Origin of the sequence: Psychrobacillus sp. L4 (assembly GCF_042944905.1) — a bacterium.
GTDB lineage: Bacteria > Bacillota > Bacilli > Bacillales_A > Planococcaceae > Psychrobacillus.
This window is the reverse complement of sequence record NZ_CP168496.1, coordinates 3735660-3748220: the sequence shown is the minus strand read 5'-3', so window position 1 is coordinate 3748220 and position 12561 is coordinate 3735660. Positions and strand designations below refer to the sequence as shown.

The 12561-nt window shown below is 37.5% G+C and carries 11 protein-coding genes and 6 tRNA genes; 15 read left to right on the top strand and 2 right to left on the bottom strand.

Going from position 1 to position 12561, the window contains the following annotated elements; translation table 11 throughout:
* Nucleotides 1-980 precede the first annotated feature (980 nt).
* From ACEPXG_RS18150 to ACEPXG_RS18125, 6 genes are all read left to right on the top strand, one after another.
* A tRNA-Asn gene (locus tag ACEPXG_RS18150) sits at nucleotides 981-1055 on the top strand.
* A 13-nt stretch (nucleotides 1056-1068) separates the two neighbouring features.
* A tRNA-Thr gene (locus ACEPXG_RS18145) sits at nucleotides 1069-1141 on the top strand.
* A 125-nt stretch (nucleotides 1142-1266) separates the two neighbouring features.
* Nucleotides 1267-1342: transfer RNA gene (locus tag ACEPXG_RS18140), tRNA-Val, on the top strand.
* A 21-nt stretch (nucleotides 1343-1363) separates the two neighbouring features.
* Nucleotides 1364-1447, top strand: a tRNA-Tyr gene (locus ACEPXG_RS18135).
* Between the two features lie 6 nt (nucleotides 1448-1453).
* Nucleotides 1454-1528, top strand: a tRNA-Gln gene (locus ACEPXG_RS18130).
* A 30-nt stretch (nucleotides 1529-1558) separates the two neighbouring features.
* Nucleotides 1559-1631 (top strand) — tRNA-Ala (locus tag ACEPXG_RS18125).
* Between the two features lie 525 nt (nucleotides 1632-2156).
* Here ACEPXG_RS18125 and ACEPXG_RS18120 read toward each other — a convergent pair.
* A complete protein-coding gene (locus ACEPXG_RS18120) occupies nucleotides 2157-2675 on the bottom strand; it encodes a histidine phosphatase family protein (protein ID WP_391205566.1) in 519 nt (172 codons plus the stop codon).
* A gap of 28 nt (nucleotides 2676-2703) precedes the next feature.
* Entirely contained in the window at nucleotides 2704-3585 is an 882-nt protein-coding gene (locus ACEPXG_RS18115; RefSeq protein ID WP_391205563.1) for a LysR family transcriptional regulator, read from the bottom strand.
* 105 nt (nucleotides 3586-3690) lie between these two features.
* Here ACEPXG_RS18115 and ACEPXG_RS18110 point away from each other — a divergent pair, with 105 nt between their 5' ends.
* From ACEPXG_RS18110 to ACEPXG_RS18070, 9 genes are all read left to right on the top strand, one after another.
* Nucleotides 3691-4776, top strand: a complete 1086-nt coding sequence (locus ACEPXG_RS18110; protein ID WP_391205560.1) for a citrate/2-methylcitrate synthase — start codon at nucleotides 3691-3693, stop codon at nucleotides 4774-4776.
* A gap of 65 nt (nucleotides 4777-4841) precedes the next feature.
* Nucleotides 4842-5423: a GNAT family N-acetyltransferase gene (locus ACEPXG_RS18105; RefSeq protein ID WP_391205557.1), complete on the top strand. Its 582-nt coding sequence runs from the start codon at nucleotides 4842-4844 to the stop codon at nucleotides 5421-5423.
* A gap of 70 nt (nucleotides 5424-5493) precedes the next feature.
* The gene (gene rocF, locus ACEPXG_RS18100) at nucleotides 5494-6399 is read left to right on the top strand and encodes an arginase (RefSeq protein WP_391205554.1); all 906 of its coding nucleotides are present in this window, start codon (nucleotides 5494-5496) and stop codon (nucleotides 6397-6399) included.
* 160 nt (nucleotides 6400-6559) lie between these two features.
* Nucleotides 6560-7135, top strand: coding sequence for an RNA polymerase sigma factor SigW (sigW, locus tag ACEPXG_RS18095; protein WP_391205552.1), 576 nt, complete (start codon nucleotides 6560-6562; stop codon nucleotides 7133-7135).
* 12 nt (nucleotides 7136-7147) lie between these two features.
* The gene (locus ACEPXG_RS18090; protein ID WP_391205549.1) at nucleotides 7148-7780 is read left to right on the top strand and encodes a zf-HC2 domain-containing protein; all 633 of its coding nucleotides are present in this window, start codon (nucleotides 7148-7150) and stop codon (nucleotides 7778-7780) included.
* Between the two features lie 115 nt (nucleotides 7781-7895).
* Nucleotides 7896-8732, top strand: a complete 837-nt coding sequence (cdaA, locus tag ACEPXG_RS18085; protein ID WP_391205546.1) for a diadenylate cyclase CdaA — start codon at nucleotides 7896-7898, stop codon at nucleotides 8730-8732.
* Nucleotides 8725-9984, top strand: coding sequence for a YbbR-like domain-containing protein (locus ACEPXG_RS18080; protein ID WP_391205544.1), 1260 nt, complete (start codon nucleotides 8725-8727; stop codon nucleotides 9982-9984). Before cdaA ends, ACEPXG_RS18080 begins: the two co-directional genes overlap by 8 nt.
* A gap of 37 nt (nucleotides 9985-10021) precedes the next feature.
* The gene (gene glmM / locus ACEPXG_RS18075) at nucleotides 10022-11374 is read left to right on the top strand and encodes a phosphoglucosamine mutase (protein WP_391205541.1); all 1353 of its coding nucleotides are present in this window, start codon (nucleotides 10022-10024) and stop codon (nucleotides 11372-11374) included.
* Between the two features lie 185 nt (nucleotides 11375-11559).
* Nucleotides 11560-12525, top strand: coding sequence for a quinone oxidoreductase family protein (locus ACEPXG_RS18070; RefSeq protein WP_391205538.1), 966 nt, complete (start codon nucleotides 11560-11562; stop codon nucleotides 12523-12525).
* Nucleotides 12526-12561 lie beyond the last annotated feature (36 nt).

Sequence of the window (12561 nt, the reverse complement as noted above, 5' to 3'; positions counted from 1 at the left end):
TTTGGTGTCACCCACTTTTGCAACTAAAATAGTGGGTGAAGGGAAAGCAACTAAATATCAAATGGGTGAAAAAATGCTATCCGATCATAAAAATTTCTATACGGACAGAAAGAAGTTTATCCGGTCATAAATCTATTTATCCGGTCACAAACTTTTTTATCCGGTCACAAATTTATAAAAGCCCTTCCTAGGAGGGGCTGCTACATCAAATTTCACTTATTGTAGGTATTACTTTCAGTTCTTTAAAGAAAGCCATTCATGTTTTGGTGTCACCCATCTTTGCAACTATAATAGTGGGTGAAGGGAAAGCAACCAAGTATAAAATGGGTGAAAAAATGCTATCCGATCATAAAAATTTCTATACGGACAGAAAGAAGTTTATCCGGTCATAAATCTATTTATCCGGTCCCATTTTTCTCTATCCGGTCAGAAACTTTTCCATCCGGTTACAAATTTATTAAAGCCCTTCCTAGGAGCGCTACTACATCAAATTTCATTTATTGTGGGCATTACTTTCAGTATCTTTAAAGAAAGCCATCCATGTTTTGGTGTCACCCACTTTTGCTACCATATATGGTTCGTCTATGAATGTTGCACCTACTTCTTGCATTCTTCGTGGACCTTCTCACTATAAAATATTATACAGAGCTTATGTGATCGAATTCTGCTGTTTTAGTCTACTTAATAGTAGTCTTGTAACTTCACATTGAAAAAATGCTAAACAATAGCAAAGGCAATCCAAGTACCTCTTTATAAAAGCATCAGCTCGTTCTACACTTACTACAACTTAGCCTAACTTTATAAAAAATAACCTATATTTCTGTCATATTAATTCTAGATTAATGACCAAATTCCTTTCATACTAATAAAAAGATGAAGTAAAAAATTAAGTGTAAGTTTGTTAAGAAGATTTTAAAATAAACTTGAAATTTATAAAAGGATTGCTATAATTATATTTGTACTACAATTAAACATATTGTTCCGAAGTAGCTCAGTGGTAGAGCAATCGGCTGTTAACCGATTGGTCGTAGGTTCGAGTCCTACCTTCGGAGCCATTTTTTTGTCTTTGCTTCCATAGCTCAGTAGGTAGAGTGCTTCCATGGTAAGGAAGAGGTCACCGGTTCAAATCCGGTTGGAAGCTTACACATAAAGTAGAAAATATTAAAAAGTTATAGAACTACTTGTCTAAGTAAGACATATATGTTATTATTATTCTTGTCCGGTTTTGGTGTAGAAATGCGTCACTTATCGTGATTTTATAACCCAGGAGGATTAGCTCAGCTGGGAGAGCATCTGCCTTACAAGCAGAGGGTCGGCGGTTCGAGCCCGTCATCCTCCACCATTTATTTTCATAGTTAGCTTTGGAGGGGTAGTGAAGTGGCTAAACACGACGGACTGTAAATCCGTTCCTTAGGGTTCGGCGGTTCGAATCCGCCCCCCTCCACCATTTTATTGGGGTATAGCCAAGCGGTAAGGCAACGGATTTTGATTCCGTCATGCCCTGGTTCGAATCCAGGTACCCCAGCCATAACCGTTACATAAAAGCAAAACTTATTAAGGGGCCTTAGCTCAGCTGGGAGAGCGCCTGCCTTGCACGCAGGAGGTCAGCGGTTCGATCCCGCTAGGCTCCATAATTTTTAAACATATTAAAAGGGTATTCCATTACACATGGATTACCCTTTTTTCATTGTAAATTATTCTTGCCACACACGCTCTATAGAACAATCGTTATTTGTAAATTGCAATAGAAAAACATCGGGATTACTTAAATTCTTCCATTGTTCGAAGCCAAAATTATGATCGTAATAATTTAATAGTAAATGAGTATTGCAGACAGAATGAGCCAGCTATGCGAAGTTTTGAGCCACTGTTTGCGAGCGTCAGAGCCAGTAAGTGCGGTAAAGAGAGCCACTGTCCGATTACCGCCACGTGAATGTACCAATAAGTAGTGTGTATTTTGTTAAAAAAGTAATACTGAGTGTAATTACACAAAGTTGGAACTTGACATGGAGCCTCTGCGGGCATGAGCACCTAGCCAAGAAGCCAGCTATATTCAAGGGCTGGCTCTGCCTGCGAAGGCTATCATGCCCGCCACTCCATGTAAAGTTCCAACGCCAAGTCTGATTGCAATACCGTATACTTTCATTTTGCACGATTCAAGTGGCTCTCTGTTCCGCAAAGCCTGGATCTTTTCTCTGCAACGGCTGGCTCAAAACTCTGCACAAGTGGCTCAATTCATCTGCAATAATCAGTAAAGACAGGATATTTCCGTGAGTTACGATTACTGTATTTTCTATATCACTTGATATCACCTCGTCTATTACTTCTAAAATTCTTGCCTGTGCTTCCTTACTCGATTCTCCACCTTCTAATTTTAACTCCATATCGTTAAATGTCGCGTTCAATTTCTCAAGCCAATCTGGCATGGATATGGAACTTAGTGCTCGTTCTGCTAATCGATGATCTATTTGAACGTCTAAACTGTTGTTTTTTGCAAAAGGTTCAATAGATTCGAGCGCCGGTAAAAAAGGACTGGAAACAATTCGGTTGATTTTCATGTTACTTAAGAATTCAGCAAGCTGAATAGCTTGGATATACCCTTTCTCAGTAAGGGGTGCATCGGCTTCTTGTCCTTCTGCTTGGCAATGTCTAATCAGATATATTTGTTTCTTCATATGCTCACCTCTTATATTTCAAGAATAGTTAACCAAAGTAGTATTGGGAAATCTTTTTTATAAATTCTTTTTCTAAATCACCTAATGTTTTTAGTAAAAGATAGGTCTTTACTTCGGGAAGAGGAAATAAATCAAAAGGGATACTCATTACACGCCCTTCTATAAGTTCCCTTTTCACGATGGACTGAGGAAGAAAGGAAGTACCTAGACCTTCTTGAATGAAACGTTTTACTATATAGGCTTGCGTCACTTTCATTGGTCTCATATTAATCACTTTCTTACGGAGTTGTAAAAGCAGAGCATCCCAAACGACTGGGTGATGATGAGTGAATAAATAATGGTCTTTTAAGTAGTCCTCTGCATCTATAACAGGGCCTGTTTCATCATCATATGCATCAGTTGGAACAATAAATAGAAGTGGATCTTTATAAAGCTCAATAGATTGAATGTTTTTTCTTGTTGCTTCTAAAGATGAAATGCCAATATTAACTTCTCCACTACACACTAAATCTTCAATGGAGCTAGACTCTTCCACTCGTATAGATACTTCTAGATCTGGATGATTGTTCATGAAAGAACGCAAAATATAAGGTAAGATAGTTTCGGCCATCAAAGGAGAAATAGCAATATTCCACTGACGAGTATAGCCCTCAGTAAAAGCATGTAGACGATTAACACTTACCTCAAAGCCTTTAGTAAGTTGTATAGCTTCTGTATAAAACATTTTACCGGCTTCGGTTAAGTGCACTCGTTTATTAGAACGTTCAAATAGAGATACTCCTAGATACTCCTCTAATAATTTTATATGGACAGTAACACCTGGCTGTGAAATTAACAATTTTTCAGAGGCTTTTCTAAAATTACTAGTTTCAGCTGCAACTATAAAGGTTTTTAACCATTGATATTCCAATTGACTTCTCCTTTTAATTAAAAATATTAATCAACTTCATATAAAATATTTAATTTTCATAATTATATATCTTTCTTATACTAAAGAAAAGAGAGGGGAAGTTATATGTTTCAAAAAGGGTTAAAGGGCGTTGTTGCAGTGCATACAAAAATAAGTTTAGTAGACGGAGAAAATGGTGTACTTAGATACCGTGGTACCAATGTAAAAGAATTAATACCAGATTATTCATTTGAACAAGTGGCGTATTTTTTATTGTATGACCAGCTACCAACAGAAGAGGAGCTTCAACAGCTTATTAAAATGCTAAAAGTAGGAAGGAATCTCCCATTACATGTTCAAAATGTTATAGATGCACTCCCTAAAACAATCTCTATTATGGATGCAATGAGAACGGCAATATCCGCATTTTCTACTGCGGAATTTTTGCAAATGCAAATGATGGAGCAGGCTATCATATTAACTGGTGCGCTTCCAGTCGTTGTATCAAGGCACTATAGAAAACAACTAGGGCTACCAATAATAGAAGCAAACGATAACTTCTCGCATACAGAAAACTATTTGTGGATGTTGAATGGCACTATACCGACTTCTACACAAGTAGAAGCATTGGAAACGTATTTAAAACTGACAATGGAACATGGTTTAAACGCTTCTACGTTTGCAGCGAGAGTTACCGTATCTACAGAATCGGACTTACCAGCAGCGATAACTTCTGCAATTGGCACGATGAAAGGTCCCTTACATGGAGGCGCACCATCCGAAGTATTAAATTTGTTAGAAGAAATAAAAGATGAATCAAGAATTCAACCAGTTATAGAAGAAAAGATTAAAAATGGAGAAAAAGTGATGGGTTTCGGTCATCGTATATATAAATCGGAGGATCCTAGATCGATTTTATTAAGAGAAGCTTGTTTACGTTTACAAGGCTCGGATCCTTGGCTGGACTTGGCAACAAAGGCTGAAAAAGAAATCACTGGGCTTTTAGAAAAGTATAAACCTGGTAGAAAACTTTATACAAATGTGGAGTTTTACGCTGCTGCAATAATGCGCTCAATCAATATGCCAGTGGCTTTATTTACACCAACTTTTAGCGTAGCACGAATCGTGGGTTGGAGTGCCCATGTGATAGAACAAGTGGATGATCAGGTAATATTCCGTCCTCAGTCACTTTATGTAGGTAAAATTAAATGAAAATAATGCTTTTCAACACCTATATGTTTCTATTATGATTATAGAAAAAAGTGAGGTGTTGGGATTTGGCAGAAACAATAGTATTTGGAGATTTGAAGCTACGTCCATTGGAAGAGCAAGATATTCCACGTTTGTGGGAGCTTTATGACCCTAAAATTTTTGAATTTATGCTCAGTAAAATAGAGAACTATGAGCAGCTGGAACAGTGGCTACAAGCAGGTATTCAACAAATGAATGTTGCCAAAACAGCTCTCACTTTCGTAATCGAGGATTCAGAAACAAAAGAAATCATAGGGACAACACGGATTTATGGCATCGATCCATTAAATTATGCATGCGAAATTGGATCTACTTTCTACGGTAAAAAGTTCCAACGAACACATGTAAATACGACATGCAAATATTTGCTATTAAAACACGCATTTAATAACCTTGGAATGATACGTGTCCAATTTAGAACAGACGAATTAAACGTAAATTCACAAAGAGCAATTGAGCGTATAGGTGGAATAAAAGAAGGTGTTTTGCGAAATGAGCGGATACGTTCAAATGGAACAGTTCGAAATGCAGTTGTCTATTCAATTATAGATAGCGAGTGGAAAGAAGTGGAAAACAACCTTGTTCAGCTTATGAATAAGTATGCATAATTTTGTTGGGTTGAGCCAACCGACCTTTAGGGATTACAATAGATGTATTAACTGAAGGAGGTATAAAATAATGAATAAATTAAGTATTTCTCTTATAGGTGTACCAATGGATCTTGGTCAAAATAGACGCGGTGTAGATATGGGCCCTAGTGCTATTCGTTATGCAGGGGTAGTAGAACGTATAGAAGCGCTAGGTCATTCTGTAAAAGATGAAGGAGACATTGCCATCAGTCATACAAGAAAAGAGCAATCTCCGAATACGCATTTACGAAATTTAGAAGATGTAATTGATGGCAATACGAATCTTGGGAATAAAGTAAATGAAGTATTAGAAGCAGGTCAATTTCCTTTAGTGCTTGGTGGAGATCATAGCATTGCTATTGGAACACTTGCAGGTTTAGCTGATCGATATGAAAACCTTGGAGTTATTTGGTATGACGCGCATGCAGATTTAAATACTGCTGAAACTTCTCCTTCTGGAAATATTCACGGAATGCCTCTAGCGGTTAGTCTTGGTTTAGGTCATGATGATTTAGTGAATATTCGTTCATATGCTCCAAAGATTAAACCAGAAAACGTCATTATTATTGGAGCACGTTCAGTAGATCCAGGTGAGCGTGAATTGATTAAAGAAAAAGGGATTAAAGTTTTCTCGATGCATGAAATCGATAAACTTGGTATGACGGAAGTGATGAACCAAACGATTGAATATTTCCGTGAGCGCTCTGTGGATGGAGTGCATTTGTCATTAGACCTTGATGGTATTGATCCGCTTTATACACCAGGTGTTGGGACACCAGTTCCAGGTGGAATTAGCTATCGTGAAAGTCATTTAGCGATGGAAATGCTTTATGCATCCAACTTGATCACTTCTGCAGAATTTGTTGAGGTAAATCCAATTTTAGACGAAAAGAATAAGACAGCAGACGTTGCAGTTGCATTAATGGGCTCTTTGTTTGGTGAAAGTTTAGTTTAAAAGCAGACACTTCGTCTGCTTTTTCTTTTTTATTTAACAACATTTAACAACACAGGGAGCTAATTATTTGATAGAATTAAAATAATATTAAAAAAATGAAACCTGTTGCAACCTTTATCCGTATAGGTAAGACAGCCGCATAGAGCGGAGGGGAATCACCATGGATGCGTTAGTGAACAAACGAATAAAACAAGTGTTAAAAGGGGACAAAGACGCATTCGCGGAGATTGTGGACCTGTATAAGCATAAACTTTTTCAAGTATGCTTCCGTATGCTAGGAAATCGTCACGAGGCCGAAGACATTGCTCAAGAAGCATTTGTACGGGCTTTTATTAACATTCATACGTTTGATCAAAAAAGAAAATTTTCTACTTGGCTGTATCGAATCGCGACGAATTTATGTATCGATCGCATTAGAAAAAAAAAGCCAGATTATTATTTAGATGCGGAAGTTACAGGTACAGAAGGACTGAATATGTATTCGCAAATCGCCGCGGGGGAAGAACTTCCAGAAGAAGAATTGATGAAGCTCGAATTACAAGATCGTATTCAATATGAAATAAGTCGATTACCAGATAAATACCGATCCGCAATTGTGCTGAAATATATGGACGAATTATCTTTACAAGAAATAAGTGAGATATTAGAATTACCACTTGGGACAGTAAAAACCAGAATTCATAGAGGCCGAGAAGCACTTAGAAAACAGTTAAGTAAACAGCCCAATTTTTTATAGGAGGTAATCACGATGAATGCGTGTCCAGAGCGAATTGTTCACTATATGCATGAATATTTAGATGGTGAAATTAGCCGTGAACATGAGCTTGAACTTAAATCTCATTTGCAGTCATGCGTTGATTGTCAAAAACATATGCATGAGCTGAGTGATGTGGTTGCCTTCATAAAAGGAGCAGCTCATGTAAAGCCACCAACTGATTTTAAAAAATCAGTTATGGAAAGACTTCCAAAAGAAAAATCACATGCTGGTGTTAGTAGATGGTTGCGACGTCATCCAATTCTTACTGCAGCAGCTTTATTCTTATTATTTATGAGTAGTGCATTATTCACTAATTTTAATGAAGAAAAACAATTCTCTTTTACAAAACAAGAAAATGTTATTGTAGAAGGAGAAACAGTCATTGTTCCTAAAGGGCAGGTTGTAAAAGGTGACCTTGTGGTGAAAAATGGCGATGTTCGAATTGACGGTGAATTGGACGGGAATTTAACCGTTATTAATGGTTCCAAATATATGGCTTCTACGGCAGTTATTACTGGTAAAACAGAAGAAATCAACGAAGTGTTTGACTGGCTGTGGTTTCATATAAAAGATGGCGCAAAACAGGTTGTATCGTTTTTTGAAGAAGAAGAAAGCACAAAATAAGGAAGAGTCTATCCAAAATATTGGATAGACTCTGTTGGTTCAAGAAAGCGGAAAATTCCTTATCTATGTTATACTTACATTGTATGGATTTGTGATGAAAAGTGGGGGATGCCACATGTCGTTTATGGAGCAATTTACAAGCTTAATGCCAGTAAACGTAATTGTAAACATTTTAGATGTTTTATTCGTTTGGTTTGTCATATATAAAATAATAACCCTTGTGAAGGGAACGAAAGCGGTCCAATTATTAAAAGGCATTTTTGTTATTGTTGTAGCTCGAGTTGTTACGGACTTTATAGGTTTGGATACACTTGGATGGATGCTAGAACAAGTCATTAATTTTGGATTTTTAGCGATTATTATTATTTTTCAACCAGAAATTAGAAGAGCATTAGAACAAATAGGTAGAGGAGCACTGTTTTCGAGAAGTTCGATGCAAGAAGAGGAGGAGCAGAGTCGTTTAATAGGGGCTATGACCAAATCTGTGAGCTATATGGCAAAACGCCGTATTGGAGCATTAATATCGATTGAACGGGAAACTGGCTTAACAGATTATATTGAAACAGGAATACCTTTAAATGCAAATATCTCATCCGAATTAATGATTAATATTTTCATTCCAAATACACCATTACACGATGGTGCAGTAATCGTGCAAAAAAATAAAGTGGCTTCCGCGGGGTGTTATTTACCGTTGTCCGAAAGTCCTTTCATTTCTAAAGAGCTTGGAACGAGGCATCGTGCAGCAATTGGGCTTAGTGAAGTAACTGATGCCATTACAATAGTTGTATCGGAAGAAACAGGAGCAGTAAGTTTGACATCGAACGGAGATCTCCATAGAAATCTCTCCATGGAAGAATTTGAAGCACACTTAAAACGTCTTTGGTTTGGACCAACTGAGGAACAAGTAACTTCTTCTAAATGGTTGTGGAGGGGGAAACAAAATGGATAAAATGATGGATAATCCATGGTTCTTACGAATAATTGCGTTAGTTTTAGCAATCATGTTATTTGTCTCAGTGAAATCCGATATCGAAAATACGAATATGAATGCAAGTGTCAAGTCAGTAGAGCTACGAGATGTACCAGTAGAAGTATATTATGATGATGACAGTTTAGTTGTATCAGGCGTACCAAAAACCGTTTCCGTAAATATTGAGGGACCAAGTACGCTCGTGAGCTCTGCAAAAGTAATGAAAGACTACAAAGTATTCGTCGACTTAAGAAAGCTAACAATCGGAGAGCACAAGGTAGCCATTTCAACTGAAAATTTCTCAGATAAATTAAAAGTTCGTACTGATCCTGTTTATGTAAACGTGGTTATTGAAGAACGAATATCACAAGAATTCCGTGTAGATCCAGATATGAATGAAAGTCTGTTGGCAGAAAATCACATTGTGAAGTCCTACGAGGTTGAACCTAAAGTAGTTACTATTACTGGTGCAAAAAGTGTGATAAAGAGCATAGGCTATGTAAAAGCTACAATTGAAGGAGAACAAGGGATTAATAAATCTTTTGAACAAGAAGCACGTGTCCGTGTCTTAGACAAAGATTTGAACAAATTAGATGTTTCGATTGAGCCAAAGACAGTACAAGTGAGAGTGAAAGTGGAAGAATACAGTAAAGAAGTACCTATATCTTTAATGGAAAAAGGTACACCAAAACCAGGTGTCACTATTAATAAACTATCCACGAATGTACAAAATATAAGATTATATGGTCCTCGGGCTTTGTTAGACAAAATAGAGAAGTTCATTGTAGATGTAGATGTAAGTAAAATAGAAGATGCTGGTGATTTTGATGTGAAGCTAACAGTCCCAGATGGAGTGACGAAAATGTCTCTAGACAAGATTAAAGTTGTCGGTGACGTGACGCCTGCTCCAATAACGGAACCTCCAGTAGATGAAGCTACTGTTTCGGATGTGAGTGAAAAGTCTTTTGATCGTGTGGCAGTGGAAGTGCGAGGACTTCCAGATCAATTAGAAAGTACTTTTCAAACACCTACAGACGGAGTAATTTCTGTGACAGCCAAAGGGACGCCTGAAGCATTAGATAAAATAACTAGCAGTAACATTGCGCTATATGTAGAGGCTCAAAATGCAGAAATAGGGGAAAATTTGTTACCGATAAAAATGGATGCCCCTTCAACCGTTGTATGGGAAATGTCTGCGTCCGAGGTAAAATTAACAGTAAAAGAAGTTTAATACGCAGGACAACAGGTTTTTAAGGAGAGAAGATTAAATGGGAAAATACTTTGGAACAGATGGTGTAAGAGGAGTAGCAAACTCAGAATTAACACCGGAACTTGCTTTTAAGTTAGGTCGAGTAGGCGGATACATTTTAACGAAGGGTGCAGAGAATCGCGCAAAAGTTTTAATAGGTCGTGATACTCGTGTATCTGGTCATATGTTAGAAGGAGCGCTCGTTGCAGGACTTCTTTCCGTAGGAGTAGAAGTAATGCGCCTAGGTGTAATTAGTACTCCAGGTGTTGCTTATTTAACAAGAGTGATGAGTGCAGATGCTGGGGTAATGATATCAGCTTCTCATAATCCCGTGGCAGATAACGGTATCAAATTCTTTGGTTCCGATGGCTTTAAACTTTCGGACGAACAGGAAGAAGAAATTGAGCAATTAATAGATGCAGAAAATGACGAGCTTCCACGTCCAACAGGAGCAGGTGTGGGATCTGTATCCGATTATTTTGAAGGTGGACAAAAATATATTCAATACTTGAAACAAACATTAGATGAGGAATTCGTAGGCATTCATGTTGCCTTAGATTGTGCGAATGGTGCTACATCTTCCTTAGCAACGCATGTTTTTGCTGATTTAGATGCTGATTTATCTACAATGGGAGCATCTCCGAATGGATTGAATATTAATGATGGCGTTGGTTCTACACATCCAGAAGAGTTAGCAAAATTTGTTTTAGATAAAGGTGCCCATGTAGGGCTTGCTTTTGATGGCGACGGCGACCGTCTAATTGCTGTAGATGAAAAAGGTAATATCGTAGATGGCGATCAAATTATGTATATTTGTGCCAAATATTTAAATGCTACAGGCAGACTAAATAAAAGCACGGTAGTATCTACGGTAATGAGTAATATGGGCTTCTATAAAGCATTAGAGACACATGAAATGACAAGTGTAAAAACAGCAGTCGGAGATCGTTATGTGGTAGAAGAAATGAAAAAGAATGGCTACAATCTAGGTGGAGAACAGTCGGGACATATCGTATTCTTAGACTATAATACAACTGGAGACGGATTACTAACTGGTTTACAGCTAGTGAATATTATGAAAATATCAGGGAAAAAACTTTCGGATTTAGCTTCCGAAATGAATATCTATCCTCAAAAACTAATAAATGTGCGTGTAACGGATAAGCACGCAGTAACGCAAAATGAAAAAGTAGCGGCAATTATAAGTGAAGTGGAAGCAGAAATGGCAGGCAACGGCCGTGTTCTTGTAAGACCATCTGGCACAGAGCCGCTTGTACGTGTCATGGTAGAAGCTGCAACCGAAGAAGCATGTGAAAACTATGTAAACCGAATTGTCGAAGTAGTAATAGCGGAGATGGGTTTAGCTGAATAAAGAATTGATAAAAATCCAGCCTTGTGCTGGATTTTTTGTTTAGAAAGTAAGAAAGCATGAGAATTGCGAAGACAAGAAGCAATTTAAAATCGTATGCTGTTTTTGTTAAAAAGGCTAATTCTTTGTGCTTCAAGCAAAGATTGTATACGATAGTTCATATATTTCAGTAGAAGAGGAGTAGTAAAGTGAAAGCACTTATTTTTGAAACGTTTGGTGGACCAGAAGTACTTCAATATAAAGATATTGCTAAACCAATCATCAAGGAAAATGAGGTATTGGTTAGGACGAAGGCCATTGGATTAAATTTTGCTGATATTTACAGAAGAAAAGGGAACTATCATTTAGCCGGTAATCCTCCTTTTATTTTGGGATATGAGGGCTCAGGGATAATAGAACAAATAGGAGAAGGAATAAAAAATTTAAAAGTCGGAGATCGTATTGCGTTTGCGGATGTTCCGTTTGCGAATGCTGAATTCGTAGTAGTCCCGATGGAAAAGGCAATTCCTTTACCAGATGAACTTTCATTTGAAACAGCGGCATCTGTTTTATTGCAAGGGTTAACAGCGCAATATTTAACTAGCGATAGCTACAAAGTGAAAGCTGGAGATACGATTCTAATTCATGCAGCAGCTGGTGGAGTTGGACAAAATCTTATTCAAATTGGGAAATTACTTGGAGCGAAAGTGATTGGACTTACATCTTCATTGGAAAAGTCTGAAGCGGCTTATTCGATTGGAGCAGATCATGTTTTTTTATACAAAGACAATTGGAGTACTGAAGTAAAGGAAGTAACGAACGGTGTTGGAGTAGATGTTGTTTTTGAATCTGTAGGTTCTACATTAGCAGACAGTTTTGAAGTAACAAGAATAGGTGGTACCGTAGTGTTTTATGGAATGTCAGGCGGGGATCCGGCGCTAGTTGATCCACGTATGCTAATGGACACATCTAAAACTTTAACAGGTGGAGACCTTTGGAATGTACTAACCTCTTTAGAGGAAAGAAAACAGCGATCCAAACAATTATTTGATTGGATTTTAGAAGGAAAAATAGAACTGAAGGAACCTACTACCTTTTCATTACAAGATGGTGCAGAAGCTCACAATTTACTGGAAAGTCGTAAAAGTGTTGGGAAAATCATTTTAATCCCTTAAAAGTTATCTTAGGAAATAGAGAAAAAGAATTATTCT